Below are 20,551 nucleotides of genomic sequence, written 5' to 3' on the forward strand. Positions count from 1 at the left end.
ACGTCAGGTCGCCGTCACTCCACCTTCACCAGGTCATCCGGCTTCCAGGTCTGGTCGTAGAACTCGGTCCCGGTGCCGTAGAGGCGCAATGTCGCGATGAAGTTGCGATTGGGCGCCGTCTGGATCCAGTTGTTGTCGGCGGCATCGGCCGGCTTGCTCGGCCCGAAATAGAGATTGACCGAGCCGTCGGCGTTCGCCTTGACCTTGTTGAAGGCGTTGATCGACGGCAGGAGCTGCGGCGTTTCCACCATCGTCCCGTCGGTAACGTTGTAGGCCGTCACCGCCCAGAAGAGCTTGGCCGGCGGGTTTGGCGGCAGGTGCAGCTTGTAGGCTTTCGCGCCATCGAGGAAGTCGCCATCGGCGTCGCGAACGGCGGTTGGATATTTCGAGCCGGAATCGAGCGTGTGCATGGCCATGGCAGGTGCCGAGGAATAGGCCACCTGGAAGAAACCCGCCCGCTGGTTCACGTCGAGATAGCTCTCCTGGAACCATTCCGCCGTGGCGCCGGCCCAGACGTTTTCGTACTGCCGGTCGGTGTAATAGAGATTGCGCTTGTCGGAACGGCCGGTCTGGCGCAGCGCCATGATCATCCTCGGCGCCGTCTCCACCGCCTTCTTCAGCAGTTCCTTCTGCTTCGCGCTCGGTTCGAACGGTTGGCCCTTGATGATGCCGATCGAGGCAAGGACGCCGCGAAGCTCGGGGGTAATGGCGGACACCGGCTCGTAGTCGACAAAGGCCTTCAGCTTGGTCCAGTAGCTGTTGTCGACCGGATACATCATGTTGATGCGTTTTCCCGAGCCGTTCGGAAACTCCATCGGCTTGGCGTCCTTCTCGGTCGCAAAGAGCGGATAGATCCGGGTCCGCTCGGCATTGGCGACGGCCGGTGCCGGGTCGGGCCCGTTTTCGCCCTTGCCCATAACGGTGCGGAAGAACAGGAAGACGTTGTAGGTCGAGGATGTGAAGGTGTAATAGCCCTTCGGCACTTCGCCGTCGTAACCCGGCGGCAACAAGAGATAGAGCCCGCCGCGCGCTTCGTCCGGCCCGATCGCACCCACATCGGTAATCGTGCGCTGGAAGAAGTCGGTGAACATGCCGATGACGTTCGGCGGCGCTGCGATGACGAGCGGCCCGGTCTCCTTCAGGTCCAGGTAGTTCATCGAATAGATGACGTCGGCATTGGGTGTGGGCACCCAGGCGCGCGCATCCATGCGGTCCTTCCAGATCGGCAGCACATTGTAGCCCTTGCCGAACGCAGCCTCCGAGCCGTCGCGCATGCCGATGACGTTCAGCGCCGGCAGCATGGTCATGTAGGTGTGGACGGCACGCTGGTAGTAGAGCTCGTCAAGCAGGCTATCGGCCTCGGCCTTTTCCAGCCACTTGCCACCGTTGATCTGCTCGACGAGTGGCGGTGCCGCACCTTCCTGCGCAAAGGACGGCGATACAAAGATCATCGTGGTCAGCGCGGTCGCGGCCGCAAATGCGAGACCTCGGGTCATGCCTTCTCTCCTCAAATCTCTTTTGAGGGCTGCATGCGAACCGGCTCTGGGGAGCGACCGCTTCTGACAGCAACCCTGGTTTCACAGCGGAATTAAACGCGGCACCTGAACCTGCGGCTATGCAGATCGTGCCAAAATGACAAAAGACAAAGGCGCCGAAGTCGGGCCGTTGCTTCCGGCTCAGCCAAGCTGTTTCTGCCCTTTTCCTCCTTGCAGGCTGGCGCCTGTCCACGAGAACCCATTGCGTTCAAGGACCTCGCCCGACGCCTCAATGTCGTGTGCTGCTGGTCTTCGGCGCGCCCCGCAAGGCAAGCGCCAGCGTCGCGCTCGGTCGCTCGCCGAAGAGTTCGTTGTACCAGCCGGCCATGCGGCCAAGCTCGCTGATGCCCCATCGGTTGGCGATGAGCGCAATCGTGCAGGCAGCCTCCTCCCGGTCTGCCAGGTCGTGGCGGATGCGGTGCAGGCGCAGCCGTCGCACGTAGCCCTGCGGCGTATCGTCAAGCAGATCGGCGAAGGCGCGAAACAGCGTGCGGCGCGACGTGTTCGCGGCGCGCGCGATCTCGTTGGGCGAAATCGGCTGGGCGAGATTGGCTGCGATGTAGGCACGCGCGCGCTCGACGATCCTTGCATGCGCCTGCGCGCTGCTGCGCCGGTTGAGCCCCATCGGCTCCCGTCCGACGAGATCGACGATCGCATCGAGCAGCGCATTGCCGACATTGCCCTCACCGAAGCGTGGCACGCTGTGGCCGGCATGAATGCGCTCGAAGGCTTGTTTCAGCCGCATATTGATCGCCGCCGGCATCGGCCGATGGTAGAGACCGGTGCCGCCCAGGACAGGCCTGTCGAGCACGAGTTCCTCATCTGCGGCGATTTCTTCCAACCGTTCGATCGAGAGCGACGCCGTCGCATAGAGCGAACCGGGCGTGTAGAAGGCATCGTGCTCGTCGCCGGCGTGAAACACGCCCACCGCGCCGCTTACCGTTTCGTTCAGCCAGTGCCGCGTGCCCGCGCCCATGCGCAAGCCGACGCCGACCGTCAGGAGGTCCCGTGACAACGGTCCGCGGAGCGCGATCTGGCCGTTGATCAGGCCGCTGCTGTAAAGGATGTCATCCTGCTGCGAGAAGACGAGGCTTCCCGACAGGGGCAATCTCGACATCTGCGTCACGTCGAGGCCGGCACCATAGACCCCATCGCTCAGATCTTCGATCCGGGCGATGGGTAACCTGACCCAGGCTCGCGAAAGCTCGTTCATGGGGCGCCCCAAAGGGTGGACCGTACACCGCCACCCTGCCGAAATCCGCCGGCTCCCGTAAGTACGTAACTGTTAATGTTGGCACCGGGCAGCCTCGAAGCGTACATGGCAAGCGACCGCTTCGAGGCTGCCGCAAGCCCTCAGCCTTCCCTGCCCTGGCTCTTGATGGCCTGGTCGATCCGTGCTGCCAGTTCGTCGCTCACAGGCACCATCGGCAGGCGCATTTCCGGGCTGTCGATCAGCCCTTCGCGCCAGAGCCAGTGCTTGATCGGCCCCGGGCTCGGCTCGGCAAAAAGCAGCCTGGGCAGATCGGCAAGACGCTGCCAGTCGGTAAGAGCGCCCGGTTGATCGCCGGCGATGAGCCGGTTGCGAATGGCTGCAAAGGCGGCGGTGTGGACATGCGCCGAAGCCGTGATCCCGCCTTCGGCCCCTTGCGTCAATGCCGTGTAGAACAGCGGATCCTCGCCGGTCAGCACCGCGAAACCCCGGGGCTTGTGCCTCAAGAGATCGAAGGACTGCGTCGCATCCGCCGAGCAATCCTTGACGCCGACGATGTTTGCCCGCTCCGCCAGCCTCAGCATCGTCTCGTTGCCGAGGTTTGCCCCGGTCCGGTAGGGAATGTTGTAGATCAGGATCGGCCGTGCCGTGGCATCGGCAAGTGCCGAGAAATGGGCGAAGAGCCCGCGCTGCGACGGCCTGGTGTAATAGGGGCAGGCAATCAGATAACCGCTGATGTCCCAAGTCGAGGTTCGCTCCAGCGCCTTGACCGTCTTCCGCGTATCGCTACCGGAAAGGCCGAAATAGACAGGCATGGACTTGCCCGCCGCAGCCAGGGTCTCGTTGGTGATCGCAATGAGCCGCTCGCATTCCGCCTCGTCGAGCGCCATGCCCTCGCCGGTGGTGGCCCCCAGGATGAAGCCGTCGATCGTTTCTGCGGCGTAGTGCTTCACGAGCCGGCTGAGCGAGCGCTCGTCGAGTTCGCCATCACGAAACGGCGTGATCAGCGGCAGCCAGAGACCGCCGAGCGTTGAATGTGTGGCTTCCATGAAATTCCATCTCCTTCAAGAAACCGGAGACGGAGCGCAAGCGAAAACCCCGTCCGAACCGGCGGGGTCGATCTGATCCTTGTGCTTGCTATGCTCTGCGCGCAACGACCGATAGCCCCGGGTGCGGGGCTTTTTTCACGGTCGTCAGTTTGGCGAGACGGCAGGTCATGGCGGGAAGGTCGAACAGTCCTCGATCTTTGTCAAGCCGCAACCGAAGGCATCGGCCCGGTCGGCGACACCTTCTCGGCAAGATGGGAGCCGTGCCGCGCGCCGACACACCATGCCGAGAAATGCCTCCGCGATTTCAGACGCCTGTCAAAGAGGACATGAGCTGCCGCTCAGTCCGGACATTCCGCACCCGTATCCACCCAGGCGGCAATCAGCGCGGCGAGCTCCGGTTGCGAGCCGGGCGGTGCGCTGCGGCCCTCGCCCGGATGCCAGGCCCAGCCGACCAGATGATCCTCGCCCATGTGCTTGACGAGATCCGCATGGGAACGGTTGCCGTTGCGCTCCGTGTCCTTCACCTGCCGGCAGATCTCGCCAACACTCAGGCCCTGCCAGGCCATGCTTTCGGGTGCCAGCTGCCAATGGGCATTGCCGGGAATCGATTTGAGCCGGCTGCCAACGATCTGGCGGTTCTCAGGCCCGTGGCAGGTGCTGCAGGCAAGGCCGGCCGGCCCCATCGAACTGTCGGCCGCAATCATCAGCGGCACATGCGGGTGCATGTCCTCGCCCTGCGTCGGGCTGCGTGTCGCCGGATGGCAATTGATGCAGCGTGGGTGCGTGAGCACGCGGCTTGCTTCCGCGAAGATCGCCTTCGAGCGCGCACTCGCATCGGCGATCGATGCGAACTCGGCGACCGGCTTCAGCGCGCCGCCCGAGGTTTCGGCATGACCTCGGATCGGCTCGAGGGCGGCGATAAGACCGACCGCAGCGAGCGCCGCGGCAAGCGAAAGGACAAGGGTTCGCTTGGCCACGGTCACACCCTCCTCAGATCGGTCTGGTCGATCGGCAGGGTCCTGAGCCGCTTGCCGGTCACCGCGAAGATCGCGTTGAGCAGTGCCGGCGCCACGCCCGGCGTGCCGACCTCGCCGATGCCACCGGGCGCCTCCGCGCTCGGCACGATAAACACCTCGATCGGCGGGGTCTCGTGAATGCGCAGCACCGGGGCATCGTCGAAGTTACTCTCGACGACGGCGCCGTTTGCGACGGTGATACGCCCGTAGAGCGCCGCACTCAGGCCATAGACGACACCGCTCTGGATCTGCGCCACCACCGTGTCCGGATTGATCACCTGGCCGCAATCGACCGCACAGACGATCCGCTCCGTCTTGAGCTTGCCGTCCGTGCCAATGCTGACTTCGGCGATCATCGCGGCAAAGCTGCCGAAATCGTCCGAAAGGGCGATGCCCCTTCCCCTGCCTTCGGGAAGCGCCGTCGACCACCCGGCCTTCTCGGCAACGAGGTTCAGCGTCGCGAGCAGCCGGGGTTTGTGCTGAAGCAGTCGTCTTCGATATTCGAGCGGATCGATGCCGGCAGCACTCGCCAGTTCGTCGATGGCGCATTCGATCGGCGGGATGTTGCGCGTGGCGCCGACGCCGCGCCAGTTGCCCGTCAGCATGCCGTCCGGCGCCTCGTGGCGGGCGAAGTCCGTGTAGCGGTTGGGGATCTGATAGGGTGATTCCGCCCCCGCCATCTGGTCGAGGTCGACGCCGTCCTTGGTGAAGCCAGGGAACCAGCGCGCCATGACCGAGGGGCCGATCACCCGGTGCCGCCAGGAAACGGGCAAACCGTCGGCCCCGAGCGTCGCCGTGACCTTGCTGTAGTTGAGGTAGCGATAACAGTCGTGGCGGATGTCTTCCTCGCGGCTCCAGGTTACCTTGACCGGACCCTTGACTTGCTTGGCGATCTTGGTTGCGAGGATCACGCCATCGACATCGAGCCGCCGGCCGAAGCCGCCGCCGAGCAGATGGTTGTGCACCTCCACCTTTTCGATCGGCAGGCCGGTGACGTCGGCAGCCGCCTGCCGCGCCCGCCCCATGATCTGGGTCCCGACCCAGACGTCGCAGCCATTGGCCCGCGCATGCACGGTGCAGTTCATCGGCTCCATGGCCGAATGGGTGAGGATCGGCATGCGGTAGACAAATTCATGCACCGGCCCGTGCTCGGCCTCGGCCTTCGCCACGTCGCCTTCGTTCACATGCGGCAGCGCCTTGCCGACGATTGCCTCGTCCATTTGACGCTCGAGATCGGCTTGCGAGACCGCAGCACTCGGCCCCGGATCCCATTCGATCGCAAGTGCCGCCAGCCCTTTTCGCGCAGCTCCGGTGTTGTCGGCGATCACCGCAACCGCCTCGTCGATGCGAACGACCTGGGATACGCCCTTGATCGCCATCGCCGGTGCCTCGTCGGCCGAACGGAGCTTGCCGTTGAAATGCGGACAGATGGCGATCGCGGCATAGGACACACCCTCCGGCCGGGCATCGATGCCGAATTTCGCCGTGCCGTTGACCTTTTCCGGGCTGTCGAGACGGTGTACCGGCTTTCCGATCACCCGGTAGCTGGATGCCGGTTTCAGCGGCACCTCCTGGGGCACGGCCTGCGTTGCCGCCGCCGCGATCAGGCTGCCATAGGCGGCCCGGCGGCTTCCGGCCGCCTCGACCACGTGCCCCGCCTCGGCCTTGCAGGCGTCAGGTGAAACGCCCCAGTCCGCGGCCGCAGCGCCGACCAGCATGATGCGGGCGGCAGCACCCGCCTTGCGCATCTGCTCATAGACGCCGCGAATGGCGAAGGAGCCGCCGGTGATCTGGTCGCCGAGCAGCGGATTGGCATATTGCTTGGGATCGGCGGGCGCATGTTCCAGCGTCACCTGGTCGAGGCCGACCTCCAGCTCTTCGGCGAGCATCATGGCAACCGCGGTGTAGATGCCCTGCCCCATCTCCACCGACGGCATGACGAAGGCGATCTTGCCTTCCGGCGGGATGCGGATGAAGGCATTCGGCGCGAAGGGTTGGACTTGAGCGGCCGATGGCTGCGGCCTGAAGCCGATCATCAGGCCTGCCCCGGTGAGCGTTGCGCCGATCAGTAGCTGGCGGCGCGAGACGGCAAGGTTGGTCCTGTCGAAAATGGACATCGCATCACCCCTGTGCTGCCAGCTTGATGGCGGCGCGAATGCGCGGGTAAGTGCCGCATCGACAGATGTTCCCGGCCATGACCGCGTCGATGTCGTCGTCACTGGGTTTGGGATTGGCGGCAAGAAGGGCCGTCGCGGACATGATCTGCCCGGATTGACAGTAGCCGCACTGGACCACGTCGATCTCCAGCCAGGCCTGCTGCACCCGCTTGCCTTCGGGCGTGTCGCCGATCGCCTCGATCGTGGTGATCGGCTTTTCGGCCGCTTCCGCAACCGGCAGGATGCAGGAGCGGACCGGCAGCCCGTCGACATGCACCGTGCAGGCGCCGCACATGGCGATGCCGCAACCGAACTTGGTTCCGGTAAGGCCTATCGTGTCGCGCAGGATCCAAAGAAGCGGGATATCGCCGTCCACGTCGACGGCATAGTTCTGACCATTCACAGTGAGATTGTAAGGCATGACACCATCGGCCGGAGCCGTCCCCTGTACATGCGAAGGCGCGAAAATACCAACGAGGGCGGCGATCGGCCAAATTACATTTCCGTGAGGTCGCGGTTTCGAAAGGCGTCGATCCGACGTCGGTGGCCCATCTTTATCCGGTCGCGGTTCGAGCGAACCCCGGGGAACGGCTAGCCTGAAGTGCCGTGTATCGCATTGGATTAAAGGCAGATTTCGGCGATTGCCCCATCATCCACGCGGCCTGCTGTGATCCGAGGATCGCTGCCGATCGCTGGGCGCCAGACGTGGCAGAGATATCCGAAAGCTGCTGTCAGGCCTCACGGAGCCAGGGTGTTCTTGTGGATCACCCCGTCCTTCATGATGATCTTGAAGTTGGTCTCGGGATCGGCAACGAGCGCGATGTTTTCGAGCGGATTGCCCTCGACGAGCAGGAGGTCGGCAAGCGCCCCCTCCTCGACGACGCCGAGTTTGCCCGGATAGGGGTTGCGCGGACCGGAGAGCGCCAACAACTGCGCATTGGTTCCGGTCGCCATGACCAACGCCTCGGCGGGCGTGTACCAGCGGGTCAGCGACGCGAGAATGGCGCCCTGCTGCTTGGCGAGATCAGCGGAAAACAGCACGTCGGTACCCCAGGCGGTCTTGATCTTGTATTTCTTCGCAAGCTGGTAGGTCCGGTCGATGCCGGGCCAGACCTCCTCGGCCTTTTCGCGCTGCACGGAGCCCTCGGGCAAGCCCAGCCGCATCATTTCCGGTAGCGGTTGCAGGCTCAGCCACACGTCACGTTCGGCCAACAGCCGGGCGGTGTCCTCGTCCATGAGGAACCCGTGCTCGATGCATTTTACGCCGGACAGGACCGCCAGCCTGACGGCGTCCGAGGTGAACGCGTGTGCCGCGACGTAAGTGTGCCAGTTCTCGGCAATTTCGACGGCAGCGCGTAGTTCCGCCTCGGTGAAGGTCGTCACGTCGAGCGGGCTGTGCGGCGAGGAGACGCCGCCGCCGGCAGTGATCTTGGCTTGCGTCGCGCCTTGCATGAACTGCTCGCGAACGCGCATGCGCACTTCGTCGGGGCCGTCGACGATGATGCTGCCGCCGATCACTTCCATGCGGGTGAGCGGGCCTCCGCTCCGGCGTGGCAGGTCGGTGAACGAGCGGAAATCCCCGTGTCCGCTCGTCACGGTGATCATGGCGCCGGAGGGATAGATGCGTGGGCCCGGAATGACGCCCTCATCGATCGCCCGCTTCAGGCCGAAGGCGGGACCGCCAACGTCGCGCACGGTCGTGAAGCCGCGCATCAGGGTGTCCGTGGCCTCGGCCCCTGCCAGAAGCGTGGTGTAGCCGACATCGCCAAAAGCCTCGGCGGGGGTGACGCGAATGAGCATGGCATGCCAATGGGCATCGATCAGCCCCGGCATCAGCGTTCGGCCGTTACCGGCAATCCTGAGCGCACCTTCGGCCGCGATGGGGTCCGTCGAAATTCGCTTAATCAGCTTGCCTTCGACCAGCACGTTGGACGGAGCCGAAAGTGCTGCCCCCTTCCCGTCGAAAATCCGCACGCCCTCAAACAGGATGTCCTCGGCTGCGGCGATCTGACAGGAGGCGAGCAGAAAGGCCGCGGCCAGCCACCTGGCTGCGGCGGGTATGGCTGAGAGAGATCGCGACCGCGTCGAGCGCGTAGACCGGTCACAATCGGACCGGACGTGTCCATGCCGTTCCATAGATCCGCCAAACATGGCCGCATTCCTGCTTCAGGAGGGAAACCGGGCGAAGGAAGTGTCGGCCCACACGTTCTGGCTGTCAAGACGCGATGCTTTGGCGAGCGTCGCGGAAACAACGCTCAAGCAGGAACGCGCATCGTCGCTACACCCCTCCCCGGGAAGAACTGGCTTGAAACGACTGGGGATGCGCGGCACAGGCCGGCGCATCCCCGAAAAAACACTGTCGCTGACGCCGGATTGCCCCAAAGCGTCTGATGGCGGCCTTAGACCAGATTGGTCTCGACATTGATGTTGCCGCGGGTCGCCTTGGAGTACGGGCAGATCTCGTGGGCGGCGTGGATCAGCTCGTGGGCAACGTCGCGATCGAGGCCGGCCAGGCTGACGTTGAGGCGTGCGCTGAGGAAGTAGGAACCGTCATCGACGCTGAGATTGATGTCGGTCTCGACTTCGGGGCCGGCCGGGAGCTTCACCTTGCGCTGCAGTGCGGCAAGCTCGATCGCGCCGATGTAACAGGCCGACCATGCGGCGCCGAACAGGTTTTCCGCGGCCGGATGCGGCTGCGACAGCTTGAGCTCAAGCGTACCGTCGCTGCTGCGGGTGCCGCCATTGCGGCCGCCGGTGTTGTGGGTCTTGCCGGTGAATACGAGCTTTGCGGTCATGTCATTTCCTCTCTGTTTGATTTTTAATCGTATCCGCTTCAATCGGATGCGATGTATATAGATGAAGTGGAATGCGCCGTCAACACCATTGCGATTTAATCGGATACGATTTATATTAAGTACAGATACGGAAAGAGAAAAAAAAGGAGATCCCATGCCCACCTCCAAGACTGCGAGCCCTGAGACCACGCCTGCAAAGGGCGGCAAGAAGCTCTCCAACTTCCTGTGCTTTGCGATCTATTCCGCAAACCTCGCCTTCGGCCGCGCCTACAAGCCCCTGCTCGACAAGCTGGGCCTGACCTATACCCAGTACGTGACCCTGGTGGCACTCTCGGAAGAAGACGACCAGACGGTCAGCATGCTCGGTGAAAAGCTGTTCCTGGAATCGAACACGCTGACGCCGATCCTCAAGAAGCTCGAGGCCGACGGCTACCTGCAGCGCCGGCGCGATCCCTCGGACGAGCGGCAGGTACGCCTGACGTTGACGCCGGCCGGCCGCGAGCTGGTGGATGCCGATCCCGGTTCGGCACTCCTTGATGCCACCGGCCTCGGCGACGACTTTCCGGTCGTGCAGCAATCGGTTGCGACCCTGCGTGACAACCTGCTGCGCTCCACCCAGCCTGGATCCCGCAAGGAATAGCTTCGCCCCACTCCGGGAGACGTCACCGAAAGGGCGGCCGGTGGCCGCCCTTTTCATTTTACCGATCGAGTCACCATCGGCGCTAGGCCACCTGGCGCTTGCGCGGCTCCATCATCTCGGCCGCCTTGGCATAGCCGCCGTCCATGCCATCCAGAAAATGCAAGTGCGCATCCGGCCGGGCTGATGGAACCAGGCAGGTCATCAGCGCATGCGATTGCCGGTGCAGCCCGAAATTGACCTCACCCCTTGCCCTTGCCGCAAGGAGGATCGCTTCGGCCCGATCGATCTGCCCGACAGCGGCGTCCACCGTCAGGCGAAGACCGTCGTCGTATTTGCGGAAGTCCGAATTGGCGGCAACGCCCAGCCAGCGCTCCGGCGCGATATGGACCCGCTCATCCTTCGGCACGCCCATTTCCGTGGGCAGCGGATGCGACTGCCGCGGCGCCTCGTCAAAGACGGCCATCACATCTCTCGCAAGCTCCGCAAAGCGCTCGGGCGCCACAGCGTCCGTCGGCTCGACCAGCAGCGACAGGATCTGCCCGTGCCGGCTCGGAAACGGCCGCCACTCGCAGGCAAGCCCCGTCAGATCCGGTTCGGTGCCGTCCCGGTCCGGCTCGAGCTGGTAGCGCCCGTTCTTCAGCTGCTGCTCCGCCCATTTGAGCCCGCCGCCGGCAAACATCGCGTAAGTGGCGTCTTGCGAAGCGGCGTAGCGTGCGATCTTCACGTCCTGCCCGTTGGCGCGGATTTCCCGGACCGTCAGAAGGCCGACGCGAAGGTCGAGGCGAAATCGATCCTTCACGAAGGCCGCAATCTGCCTGAGCGCCGCGGTTGCCGTCATCTCCCCCTCGGGCGGCAGCGCCAAGGCGGCGCCATCGCCACGAAAGACGAAGGGGAAATCGAAATTTCCCCAGGCATTGCCGATCGCCGCGATGGCCGAGGCGCCGGTATAGTTGACGTCCTCGTAGCGCCCGGACCTGATTGCCCCGGTGGAGTCGACGACATCGGTGATCCCCACCAGCCAATCGTCGGGCAACGGCTGATAGGCATCCAGGTCCAGCACCAGCGAAAACTCGCTATAGGCCTGCACGCGTTGGGGTTCGAACTGCATCAGCTTCCTCCAGTCGACGGACTGATCGCCACAGCCGGGGCGCTTCGCCAGGGATGCCGGAGCGCCTGCGGGCACAACGCCATCCATGGGCTGCTGCCCCACATTAAGTCGGATGCGATATAAATACCGGAACACGCAATGTCAATACAATGCGATTTAATCGGATACGATAATAGTCGCGGGGAAGATAGCTATACCAAAGCGTGGGTATCCTGGCGGATTGCCGCGGGGCTCTGGTGTCGCCCGATGGTTTCGAAGAACGCGCTCACGCGATCGCGGTGATTTCCAGCTCCTGCTCGCCGACGCTCATGACATCGCCGACCGCCTTGCCCATGAGGATTCTCGCCACGGGCGAGACATAGGAGATCGATCCCGCCTTGGGATCGGCCTCATCCTCGCCGACGATCCGGTATGTCTGCACCCGTCCGTCGTCGCGGCTGAAGGTGACCGTGCTGCCGAAGGCGACGGTATCGGTCGATGCGGGATCGGGCATGAGCTGCGCGCTGCGCAACCGTTCGGAAAGGTAGCGCACGTCGCGCAGCGGCCCCGCCTGCTGGCGGCGCTTTTCGTTGACGTCGTCGATCGTGGCCGCCGCTTCGTAGGCGACACGCGCCTCCTGCATCTGGGCCTCCAGCGCCTTCAGCCCGGCTTGCGTCACCAGGTTCGGATGCGGCGAAATCGGACGATCCGGCAACAGTGTTTCGGCGGCCGTTTCGGCACTTTCTTCCTTGGTGAAGGCAACGCTCAATCTTCAGAACTCCGTCCAACTGCAATAGCTTTCGGCGCCGGGTCCATTATCGGCCCGTCGCTTGCCAATCAACACTATAGCCGCCGAAGGCAGGCGCCGGCCACCGGAATGTCCACACTGCGGTGCGAACCAACCGCGGCCCTGCCGCGTCCCGCCGCCTGATCGTCATGGCGCTCGTGCTCTCGATCGAGTGGACCCCGAAGGCGAGCCGATCTCAAGGATGATCAACCGGTCGGCCCGGTTTCCGCGGCTCCGGCCGCCACCACCAGCTTTTCCTTCGCGCCGGAACCGGAGCGCTCGATCGCGTCCACCACCCTCACCCGCAGGTCTTTCGGCTCCGCACCGACAGCCGCGAGCGCCGCGCGCACGGCCCGCTCCACCGCCGCGCTGACGACGGCAGGGTCCGCTTCGGCAAACACGGAGATGGTGATTTCCAACCCACATGGCAGCGGGGTGAACTGGTACTGCCGCACCCCGGCAGCGCCCACCAGCGGCGAGCGCAGCCGGTGCGCATGCACATCGACGCTACCACCGCCACGCTTTGCAAAGCGCAGCATCTCTTCCCGCCGCCCGGCGATTGATCCCAGCCGCCAGAACGGCAGGCCGCATCGACAGGGCTCGCGCGCCATCGCCACGATGTCGGAAATCTCATAGCGCACCAGCGGCAGCGTGCGATTGGTCAGGCTGGTGACCAGCAGTTTCGCACCCTCCACCCCTTCGGGCACCGGGCGATTGTTTTCGTCCACCACCTCGAAGACGAAGGAATCTTCGGCCAGATGCATCCCGTCGCCCAGCATGCATTCATGGCCCATCGGCCCTGCCTCGGTGCAGACATAGCTGTTGGCGACGATCGCCTGCCAGGTCTTGGACGCAATGTCGCGCACGTCCTCGGTCAGCGTCTCGGCGCTCGTGCGGATCAGTCGCGGCTTGATCTTCAGGCGGCCGGCGCGCTGTTCGCCGGCGAGAACCCGCACGAACGAGGGATAGGTGGAAATGACCTCCGGCTGGCTGGCGTTCAGCGCGCCGACGATCTCTTCGATCGGCATCAGCACGTTGAGCCGTGGCCCCGCCGGCCGGATCGCGCGAAGTTCCGCGCCGATATGATAGGAAATATGCACGGGAGACGAGGCGAAGATGGCAGCCGCCTGCGTCTTCTCGTCGATGCCGACGATCGCCTGGAAGCGCACCATGTTGGCAATTGCGGCAAGCCAGGCCCTTCCGTCATAGACCGCGACGCCACGTTCGCCCGTCGTGCCTCCCGTTGCAAAGGTCCTGTATTCCCCAAGCAGCAGCGAGCCCGAAGCCGCCCCGTCGATATGCTGCTCGACCTGATGCCGGCTGAGCCTTGAATCGGTGACGAGCCGGTCGAAATTTTCCATGAGCAGCCGTTTCGTCAGCACCGGCAACGCCGAAAGCGGCGCATCCGATGCCACCAGATCGCCGATCGTCTCGCGGTAATAGGCCGACGCGCCGACCGCGTGGCGCAGCGCCGATCGCAGTTCGCGCTCTTGAAACGACAGCAATCTGCCTCTCGACCATTGGCAACGCAAAAGCCGCTCGTGCGAATGCCTGAGAAGTTGCTGGGTATCCAGGTTTGCAGATGCTGCAGTCATCGATGCGATCCCTGCGACTGGCCGCTCGCATGCCGGGCGCGCTGCCGAGTTCCACTCTCGACTGAGGCGATAATGAGTGTAGCGCGAAAGCTGTGATCCGTGCGACAACCGCGCGAAATCGGTTCCACCTCTGGTGGAGACCGCAGCCCTGAGCCGCGCGGCGGCACCATGCGATGGAGAGAAAGTTGGCTGAACCATTTGTCGTCTATGGCGCATCAGGCTCGGGATCCGTTCCGATCGAGGCGGCCCTCAGCCTTCTCGAATTGCCCCATCGCGTCGTGGATTTCGCCCCCTGGGACGGACAGGAGGCGGCGGACAAGCTTGCCCGCATCAATCCGCTTCGGCAGGTTCCAGCCCTTGCGCTGCCGATGGGTGAACTGATGACCGAAAGTGCGGCGATCCTGATCTGGCTCGCCGATGCCCACCCCGACGGGCGGCTTGCGCCGGGATTGACCGACCCGGCACGACCGGCCTTCCTCAGATGGATGACCTTCGTATCGGCGGCCATATACGCCCTCTACTGGATTGCCGACGACCCATCCCGCGTCGTCGAACGGGAAGAGGACCGCGCGGCCGCCAAGGCGCGCGTGTTCGAGCGCATCGCCCACTGCTGGCAGCGGATGGGAACGGAACTACGCCCGGGAAAATACCTTCTGGGCGAGGAACTGTCGGTTCTCGACCTCTACGTCGCCACGGCGTCGCGCTGGTCACCCGGGCGCCGGCGCTTCTATGAGGTCGCACCTTCCCTCGCCGAACCGATCCGCCGCGTCGACACCGATCCTCGCCTGGCGACGCTCTGGGCCGAACGCTTTCCATTCACCGAGGGCTGGGAGCGCTAGAGCGGCGGGAACAAGTTCGACAGCCAGCTGGGGGACATCAAAGCCGAGCAAGGTGAGATCAATCAGCGCCTTAGCGCGGAGATTTTCGCCTGAAGCTCTGCTGCGTTGGCAGCTGCGAGGTTTGCTCCGCGGAAGAAGGGGTCTTCGGTAACTTCCAACCCGCCCCAAGGCGGGGGAGCCAAGGCCGCCAGCGCTTCGGACGAACTGGCCTCGACCTCGGACATGATCAGCCCGCAGAGCGCATTCTCGAAGACGTCGATACAGTAGAGCGATCCTTCGAAGTCGAGGCGATAGCGGCGCTTGCGAACCGCTTTTCCCGGCAGCTGTGACAGGAGTTCGTACTCTTCAGCCGTAAGATACATGTTTACGATCGGGGCAGACGTGATCCTGTCCGATGGGTATTTCTTGCAGAACTTGAACTCAGGCGGTCGGGCATCGCTGAAGGCAATTGCACGAGCTCTCAGCCGGCTCCCGTCTACGTAGAGGTCCTCGATCATCCGATAGGGACGCTGCGACAGATCAGGGCAGCGATCGACGAGAAAGCGTCGCTCGTGCTCGAGCTGAGCATACTTGGGAATCTCAATTTTGGCAGGCATCGACATTCATTTCATCTCATCGTCCGGCGCGGCACGCACACAATAGGTCTGGTTCGGATGACTGCAAGCTCCACCATCGCAGCCGGCAGCAAGGCGGTGGTTGCGGCGTGCCGGCCTTCCATGCAAGGAACCGCGACGATGACCGCCGAGACCACGCCACCGCTGCTCACCGAAGACGACCTGCGCCACATCACGCGCTGGGCGGTCGATTGCGCCGCGCGGGCCCTGCCGGTTTTCGAGGCCGTCGCGCCGGCCGATCTGCGTCCGCGCCAGGCAATCGCCGAGGCAGGCGTCTTTGCCGGAGGGGGGCCGCGCACCGCGCAACTGCGCAAGGCCGCGTGGGGCGCCCAGGCAGCCGCCAGCGAAGTGGCGGATCCCGCGGCCAAGGCTGCCGCCCGCGCAGCGATAGCCGCCGCCGGTGCGCCCTATACCCACCCGATCGAGACGCCGCACCAGATCAACCATGTGCTCGGCCCCGCCCCCTATGCCATCCAGGCGCTCGCATTTGGCGCAAGTGACGAGGCCGGCGCCATCGAAGCGGAGCTGCTCGGCGCAATCGCTCGAGCCTCGCCGGAGATCCGGCGCATCGTCGAAAAGATGCCCGGGCGCAAGCCCAGCAAGGGCGCCTTCCACGCTTTGCTTTTCGAGCTCGACCAGCGCTTGCGCCGCTGACCCGGCCACGCCTTGTTGCCGCAAGCGGTCAATCGGCGGCACGTCCCCGCTCGTTCTTCGCCTCCTCGCCGATCCAGGCGATGACGGTTTGCAACGCGGCGGATTTTCGGTACCGCGGCCAGACGAGATAGAAATCCGAGGGTCCGGTCATCGACCCCTCGAAGATGCGGATAAGCCGCCCCTCGGCGAGATCGCGCGCCACGAAATCCCGGTTCGCCAGCACGATCCCCTGACCGGCCGTCGCCGCCTCGATCGCGTGCGAGGTCTGGTTGAAGCTGATGCCCTTGAACGGGGCCTGCCGGCGTTCGCCGAACTGCCGCTCGATGAACTCCGGCCAGAAATTGTGCGCGTCGTGCAGCAGCGTGTAGTGGCCAAGCTCCTCGGCGGTGCGAGGCGCCTCCCCGCCGTTGAGCAGCATCGGGCTGCAGACGGCGATGATCTCCTGCTCGAACAAAAGCTCCACCGCCAGCCCCGGCCCGAAGGGCGGCCGCCCGTAGCGCACCGCGAGATCCACGCCATCGGCCTGGAAGCTCGACATGCGGTCGGTCGCGAGAATGTGCAGGTCGAGATCGGGATGACGCGCGGTGAAATCCGGCAGCCGCGGGATCAGCCATCGCGACGCGAAGGATGGCGTCGTGCTGATCGTCAGCCGCACCGGCTGCGGCTTCAGCCCGTCGGTTGCCCGCGCGATGATTTCGAGCGCGCGCCTCACATCGGCTATGTAGCGGCGCCCCTCGCCCGTCAGCGCCAGCATGCGCGGCAACCGTTCGAAAAGCTTCACGCCGAGCTCGGCCTCGAGCCCACGGATCTGCTGGGCGACCGCCCCTTGCGTCACGCCAAGCTCCTCGGCCGCCAGCCGAAAGTTCAGATGGCGGGCCGCCACCTCGAACACTTTCAGCCCATTCAGCGAAGGGAGCTTTCCCGGTGCGTCACTCATCCAATAGTTTTTCTACTGCCATATGAAAGCGAAACTTCCTCGTCGTCGCATGAAGGAGATGCTATTTCAATCACGAGAGCCGCAAAATCCGGCATCATCCTGAATGCGACGAGGAGAATGGACACATGGCAGTAGAAAAAGTAGCCGTTATCACCGCCGGCGGCAGCGGCATGGGCGCCGAGAGCGCGAAGCGTCTGGCCGCCGATGGCTACAAGGTCGCGATCCTCTCCTCCTCCGGCAAGGGCGAGGCGCTGGCCGCCGAACTCGGCGGCATCGGCGTCACCGGTTCCAACCAGTCGAATGACGACCTCAAGCGTCTGATCAACGCCACCATGGAAAAATGGGGCCGGATCGATGTGCTGGTCAACAGCGCCGGCCACGGCCCGCGCGCCCAGATCCTCGAGATCACCGACGAACAGTGGCACACCGGCCTCGACGTCTACCTGATGAACGTCATCCGCCCGGTCCGCCTCGTCGCCCCGATCATGCAAAAACAGAAGTCCGGCGCCATCATCAACATCTCCACCGCCTGGGCATTCGAGCCTTCGGCGATGTTCCCGACCTCGGCCGTCTTCCGCGCCGGCCTTGCCTCCTACACCAAGATCTTCGCCGACACCTATGCGGGCGACAACGTGCGCATGAACAACGTGCTGCCCGGCTGGATCGACAGCCTGCCGGCAACCGAAGAGCGCCGCGACGCCGTGCCGATGAAGCGCTACGGCACCAGCGCCGAGGTCGCCGCCACCGTCGCCTTCCTCGCCTCGGACGGCGCCGGCTACATCACCGGCCAGAACCTCAAGGTCGACGGCGGCCTGACGCGCTCGGTCTGAGCGAAAGCGACATCCGTCCAACGGCTGACGCGCGTCAGCCGTTGGCACCTTCCTCCGGCTGCGTCCGGCAGTCTCTCAGAAGTTAGGGCTTGCTCTCGGCCACCGCGGCCCTGCTCATGCCCTCACGCCCCCAATGCCCTCACGCCCTCAAGCCCTCAAGGGCGTCGCTCGCGGCATCGGCAAGTCGGCCCGCCACAGGCGTCCTCAACGGCATGGTGAGCGTTGCGCGAAAATGAGCCTCGGAAACCTGCCCCGCGACAAGCGAGCCTCCCTCCGGAAAGCGGGCCCTGACGCGCTGCTCGACATTGGCGAGCCCGACGCCAAGGCCGGGCCGACTGCTTCCGGGGAAGGTCTCGCCAGCGGCAGACACGTTGTCGACCGAAAGCTGCAGCCGGTTCTCCTCCTGCGACGCGCTGATCGTGATCTTCAGATCTCCGGATGAGCGCCCCAGGCCATGCTTGACGGCATTTTCGATAAGCGGCTGCAGGATCAGGCTCGGGACCAGCGCAGCCCGGAGTTCCTCGGGAACGTCGAGCGTGACGCTGATGCGATCCGAGAACCGCTCCTTCTCGATCGCCAGATATTCCGATTGCAGCGCCAGTTCCTCCGAAAGCGCCAGATCCCGCAAGGGGTCCATCTCCAGCGTCTTGCGCAGGAAGGACGAAAGCGAAATCACCACCCGGCTTGCCTGCGACGAAGCGCCCTCTTCGATCAGACCGACGATGGAGTTCAGCGTGTTGAACAGGAAGTGCGGATTGATCTGGTAGTAGAGCGCCTGCATCTTGGCCGCCAGCGCCTCTTCGCGCGAGATCGCCAGCCTGCGTTCCTGCGCCCGAACCTTGAGATTGTACATGTAGGCGATGAAGAAGCAGGACCAGCCGAAGAACAGGGACACGCCGTAAAACAGCGTGTAGCAAAAGTTCTCGATCGTGTATTCGACACCCACGGACGGCTTCACATAGGTGAAGAGCTGATAATCCACGGTGGTTGCAGCCGTCGACGCCAGTATGGACAACACGGCCGCCACGAACACCTGTGCGGCGATGTTCCTTGCCCGCATCATCGCCACGATATGGGAAATCACCAGCGTGATGACCACCGAGACGAGCGAGACCACCAGCTTGATGGGGGCGTAGTCGATCGGATTGACGCCGAGCATCACCCAGAGCGAGCCGGTTATGAAAAACTCGACCGCCCAGAAGCCCAGCACCAGCTTGACCACCCTGGAGAAGAACTCGGCGGCGCTCGTGTCCGAGTGATCCATGTCGAACGTGTTTCGATAGAAACTTCCGAGCACCGTCATTGAGGCCACCATCCGCATTCAACCGTTAGTCGTCATGCCGGTTATTTGCCTCAATTGGCCGAAAATCAACCAGAGCCCGCTGAAACAGGCGCAAGTGCGCGAACTTCCCTGCGGACGAACTTCCGGTGCGGTCCATTGACCATGGTAAGGGTTTGAACCTATACCGACCCCCGCTCGCCTGAATTGCGCAGAGGAATTGTCGATGCTGGAGCTTGTGCTGAACCACTAACGTCTCGCCCCGAGACGTTCATCCGTGCCGCCGGCGAACGATATCTTTCGTTCGCGGTCATTGGCACGCGACCACGGTTTCAAGAACAGGTTCATCATGACCACCATCGAATTACGTTCCGAACGAGCGACTGACGTCGCAACCATCCGCCAGATCACCAAGGCCGCCTTCGCGCCGATGCCATACAGCAGCCAGACGGAGGCCGAGATCATCGACGCCTTGCGTGCAGCCGGCGCCCTGACCCTCTCTCTGGTCGCCGTCGAAAACGGCGAGATCGTCGGCCACGTCGCCTTCTCACCCGTCGCGATAGATGGAGAGGATATGGGCTGGTACGGGCTCGGTCCGATCTCGGTCCGGCCCGACCGCCAGCAAGGCGGCATCGGCGGCAGGCTGATCCGCGAAGGTCTCCAACGCCTTGCCACAACCGGCGCCAAAGGCTGCGTCCTTCTTGGCGATCCCGGCTACTACAAGCGCTTCGGCTTCGAGAACCACGAGGGCCTGCGCTTCGAAGGCCCGCCAGCCGAGTATTTCATGGCCCTGGCCTTCAATGGTCCGGTGCCGTCAGGCCGGGTCAGCTTCCACGACGGCTTTGATGCCAGCTGATTGATCGCAAGTCGCAGGAATGGAGCGGGATGGGAAACTCATCCCGCTCCAAACCGCGTCAACGCCCACCAGAAATTCACGCCCCCTGCTCCCAACCAGCCGCAAAAACGGCTGTCCTGTGGCCCCGCCGCACAGGCGCAGCACCCGTGAATATCGCGCTATCCCGTTGTCTTTCTTGCGGAAGCTCCTAACTCCCTAGCGGAAACCCAACACAGGAGTTCTGCATGAACCGAAACGGCCTCTATCTCGTCATCGCTTTGCTCGCCATCGCTGTTGTTGGCCTCGGCCTCTACATCTACCAGGAGGAGACGAAGCCGGGCGTCGAGATCAAGATCGGCCAGGACGGCGTTTCGGTTCAGGAAAACTAGGGTTCAGGCAAAGCGCCTCAACGATGAGGATGAACTCAGCGCAAAGCTGAACCACGCCTGTCGCTGTGATCGCGAAGGCAGCCCAAAACCTTCAAGGCGAGCCTCTGCCTCTTCGGCGCTTGCACGCTTGCCTGTTTCCCCGTCGCAGAAAGGGCCGCCTGTTCAGTGACCGCAACATCAGGACCGCCCCGGCAAACGGCCGCTGAGCATCCTGATTTTGCACCTCGAATGCCCGCCCATGACGACAACAGGCGCAAACACGGTCAATCATCGCACCGGCGGGTGCGCTCGTCGCCGCCCACTT

Annotated in this window: 20 protein-coding genes; 6 read left to right on the forward strand and 14 right to left on the reverse strand. The window is 63.9% G+C overall.

Annotated features, from left to right (window positions below):
- Window positions 1–14: 14 nt before the first annotated feature.
- The 8 genes from PWG15_RS10095 to PWG15_RS10130 form a co-directional block, all read right to left on the reverse strand.
- Entirely contained in the window at window positions 15–1,496 is a 1,482-nt protein-coding gene (locus tag PWG15_RS10095; RefSeq protein ID WP_425536745.1) for a DUF1254 domain-containing protein, read from the reverse strand.
- A 268-nt stretch (window positions 1,497–1,764) separates the two neighbouring features.
- On the reverse strand, window positions 1,765–2,748 hold the full coding sequence (locus PWG15_RS10100) for a helix-turn-helix domain-containing protein (RefSeq protein WP_275024279.1): 984 nt from the start codon (window positions 2,746–2,748) through the stop codon (window positions 1,765–1,767).
- A gap of 140 nt (window positions 2,749–2,888) precedes the next feature.
- Window positions 2,889–3,794, reverse strand: coding sequence for a 4-hydroxy-tetrahydrodipicolinate synthase (dapA, locus tag PWG15_RS10105; protein ID WP_275024280.1), 906 nt, complete (start codon window positions 3,792–3,794; stop codon window positions 2,889–2,891).
- 338 nt (window positions 3,795–4,132) lie between these two features.
- Window positions 4,133–4,771 carry an Isoquinoline 1-oxidoreductase subunit gene (locus PWG15_RS10110; protein ID WP_275024281.1) on the reverse strand — a complete coding sequence of 213 codons (639 nt, stop codon included), beginning with the start codon at window positions 4,769–4,771 and terminating at the stop codon, window positions 4,133–4,135.
- A 2-nt stretch (window positions 4,772–4,773) separates the two neighbouring features.
- Window positions 4,774–6,927: a xanthine dehydrogenase family protein molybdopterin-binding subunit gene (locus PWG15_RS10115; RefSeq protein ID WP_275024282.1), complete on the reverse strand. Its 2,154-nt coding sequence runs from the start codon at window positions 6,925–6,927 to the stop codon at window positions 4,774–4,776.
- A gap of 4 nt (window positions 6,928–6,931) precedes the next feature.
- The gene (locus PWG15_RS10120; RefSeq protein WP_275024283.1) at window positions 6,932–7,387 is read right to left on the reverse strand and encodes a (2Fe-2S)-binding protein; all 456 of its coding nucleotides are present in this window, start codon (window positions 7,385–7,387) and stop codon (window positions 6,932–6,934) included.
- A 317-nt stretch (window positions 7,388–7,704) separates the two neighbouring features.
- Window positions 7,705–9,117: a metal-dependent hydrolase family protein gene (locus PWG15_RS10125; protein WP_275024284.1), complete on the reverse strand. Its 1,413-nt coding sequence runs from the start codon at window positions 9,115–9,117 to the stop codon at window positions 7,705–7,707.
- Window positions 9,118–9,365: 248 nt separating this feature from the next.
- On the reverse strand, window positions 9,366–9,761 hold the full coding sequence (locus PWG15_RS10130) for an Ohr family peroxiredoxin (protein WP_275024285.1): 396 nt from the start codon (window positions 9,759–9,761) through the stop codon (window positions 9,366–9,368).
- Between the two features lie 154 nt (window positions 9,762–9,915).
- Between PWG15_RS10130 and PWG15_RS10135 the strand changes: the two genes are divergently transcribed.
- Entirely contained in the window at window positions 9,916–10,401 is a 486-nt protein-coding gene (locus PWG15_RS10135; RefSeq protein WP_275024286.1) for a MarR family winged helix-turn-helix transcriptional regulator, read from the forward strand.
- A gap of 82 nt (window positions 10,402–10,483) precedes the next feature.
- On the opposite strand, the gene PWG15_RS10140 is transcribed toward PWG15_RS10135, so the two are convergent.
- The 3 genes from PWG15_RS10140 to PWG15_RS10150 form a co-directional block, all read right to left on the reverse strand.
- Window positions 10,484–11,509 (reverse strand): DUF3095 family protein, encoded by a 1,026-nt coding sequence (locus PWG15_RS10140; protein WP_275024287.1) that lies wholly within the window; start codon window positions 11,507–11,509, stop codon window positions 10,484–10,486.
- A gap of 265 nt (window positions 11,510–11,774) precedes the next feature.
- Entirely contained in the window at window positions 11,775–12,257 is a 483-nt protein-coding gene (gene greA / locus PWG15_RS10145) for a transcription elongation factor GreA (RefSeq protein ID WP_275024288.1), read from the reverse strand.
- A gap of 224 nt (window positions 12,258–12,481) precedes the next feature.
- Entirely contained in the window at window positions 12,482–13,780 is a 1,299-nt protein-coding gene (locus PWG15_RS10150; protein WP_275024289.1) for a phenylacetate--CoA ligase family protein, read from the reverse strand.
- 275 nt (window positions 13,781–14,055) lie between these two features.
- Between PWG15_RS10150 and PWG15_RS10155 the strand changes: the two genes are divergently transcribed.
- Window positions 14,056–14,709: a glutathione S-transferase family protein gene (locus tag PWG15_RS10155; protein WP_275024290.1), complete on the forward strand. Its 654-nt coding sequence runs from the start codon at window positions 14,056–14,058 to the stop codon at window positions 14,707–14,709.
- A 62-nt stretch (window positions 14,710–14,771) separates the two neighbouring features.
- Here PWG15_RS10155 and PWG15_RS10160 read toward each other — a convergent pair whose 3' ends face one another.
- Entirely contained in the window at window positions 14,772–15,305 is a 534-nt protein-coding gene (locus tag PWG15_RS10160; protein WP_275024291.1) for a CYTH domain-containing protein, read from the reverse strand.
- 138 nt (window positions 15,306–15,443) lie between these two features.
- Between PWG15_RS10160 and PWG15_RS10165 the strand changes: the two genes are divergently transcribed.
- Entirely contained in the window at window positions 15,444–15,977 is a 534-nt protein-coding gene (locus PWG15_RS10165; RefSeq protein WP_275024292.1) for a putative immunity protein, read from the forward strand.
- Between the two features lie 28 nt (window positions 15,978–16,005).
- On the opposite strand, the gene gcvA is transcribed toward PWG15_RS10165, so the two are convergent.
- Window positions 16,006–16,914 carry a transcriptional regulator GcvA gene (gene gcvA / locus PWG15_RS10170; RefSeq protein WP_275024293.1) on the reverse strand — a complete coding sequence of 303 codons (909 nt, stop codon included), beginning with the start codon at window positions 16,912–16,914 and terminating at the stop codon, window positions 16,006–16,008.
- 125 nt (window positions 16,915–17,039) lie between these two features.
- On the opposite strand from gcvA, the gene PWG15_RS10175 reads away from it, so the two are divergent.
- Entirely contained in the window at window positions 17,040–17,744 is a 705-nt protein-coding gene (locus PWG15_RS10175; RefSeq protein WP_275024294.1) for an SDR family oxidoreductase, read from the forward strand.
- 139 nt (window positions 17,745–17,883) lie between these two features.
- Here the strand turns inward: PWG15_RS10175 and PWG15_RS10180 are convergent, their stop codons facing one another.
- A complete protein-coding gene (locus tag PWG15_RS10180; protein WP_275024295.1) occupies window positions 17,884–19,047 on the reverse strand; it encodes a sensor histidine kinase in 1,164 nt (387 codons plus the stop codon).
- Window positions 19,048–19,381: 334 nt separating this feature from the next.
- Between PWG15_RS10180 and PWG15_RS10185 the strand changes: the two genes are divergently transcribed.
- Both PWG15_RS10185 and PWG15_RS10190 read left to right on the forward strand, forming a co-directional pair.
- Window positions 19,382–19,879: a GNAT family N-acetyltransferase gene (locus tag PWG15_RS10185; protein ID WP_275024397.1), complete on the forward strand. Its 498-nt coding sequence runs from the start codon at window positions 19,382–19,384 to the stop codon at window positions 19,877–19,879.
- Between the two features lie 224 nt (window positions 19,880–20,103).
- On the forward strand, window positions 20,104–20,247 hold the full coding sequence (locus PWG15_RS10190) for a hypothetical protein (protein WP_275024296.1): 144 nt from the start codon (window positions 20,104–20,106) through the stop codon (window positions 20,245–20,247).
- The last annotated feature ends 304 nt before the right edge of the window (window positions 20,248–20,551 follow it).

It is taken from the genome of Ensifer adhaerens (genome assembly GCF_028993555.1).
GTDB classification, from domain to species: domain Bacteria; phylum Pseudomonadota; class Alphaproteobacteria; order Rhizobiales; family Rhizobiaceae; genus Ensifer; species Ensifer adhaerens_I.

Bases quoted from the DNA above. Each gene is read 5' to 3' on its own strand.
- PWG15_RS10095 (WP_425536745.1), bottom strand. From the start codon at position 1,496: ATGACCCGAGGTCTCGCATTTGCGGCCGCGACCGCGCTGACCACGATG.
- PWG15_RS10100 (WP_275024279.1), bottom strand. From the start codon at position 2,748: ATGAACGAGCTTTCGCGAGCCTGGGTCAGGTTACCCATCGCCCGGATC.
- dapA (WP_275024280.1), bottom strand. From the start codon at position 3,794: ATGGAAGCCACACATTCAACGCTCGGCGGTCTCTGGCTGCCGCTGATC.
- PWG15_RS10115 (WP_275024282.1), bottom strand. From the start codon at position 6,927: ATGTCCATTTTCGACAGGACCAACCTTGCCGTCTCGCGCCGCCAGCTA.
- PWG15_RS10120 (WP_275024283.1), bottom strand. From the start codon at position 7,387: ATGCCTTACAATCTCACTGTGAATGGTCAGAACTATGCCGTCGACGTG.
- PWG15_RS10125 (WP_275024284.1), bottom strand. From the start codon at position 9,117: ATGTTTGGCGGATCTATGGAACGGCATGGACACGTCCGGTCCGATTGT.
- PWG15_RS10130 (WP_275024285.1), bottom strand. From the start codon at position 9,761: ATGACCGCAAAGCTCGTATTCACCGGCAAGACCCACAACACCGGCGGC.
- PWG15_RS10135 (WP_275024286.1), top strand. From the start codon at position 9,916: ATGCCCACCTCCAAGACTGCGAGCCCTGAGACCACGCCTGCAAAGGGC.
- PWG15_RS10140 (WP_275024287.1), bottom strand. From the start codon at position 11,509: ATGCAGTTCGAACCCCAACGCGTGCAGGCCTATAGCGAGTTTTCGCTG.
- PWG15_RS10160 (WP_275024291.1), bottom strand. From the start codon at position 15,305: ATGCCTGCCAAAATTGAGATTCCCAAGTATGCTCAGCTCGAGCACGAG.
- PWG15_RS10165 (WP_275024292.1), top strand. From the start codon at position 15,444: ATGACCGCCGAGACCACGCCACCGCTGCTCACCGAAGACGACCTGCGC.
- gcvA (WP_275024293.1), bottom strand. From the start codon at position 16,914: ATGAGTGACGCACCGGGAAAGCTCCCTTCGCTGAATGGGCTGAAAGTG.
- PWG15_RS10175 (WP_275024294.1), top strand. From the start codon at position 17,040: ATGGCAGTAGAAAAAGTAGCCGTTATCACCGCCGGCGGCAGCGGCATG.
- PWG15_RS10180 (WP_275024295.1), bottom strand. From the start codon at position 19,047: ATGACGGTGCTCGGAAGTTTCTATCGAAACACGTTCGACATGGATCAC.
- PWG15_RS10190 (WP_275024296.1), top strand. From the start codon at position 20,104: ATGAACCGAAACGGCCTCTATCTCGTCATCGCTTTGCTCGCCATCGCT.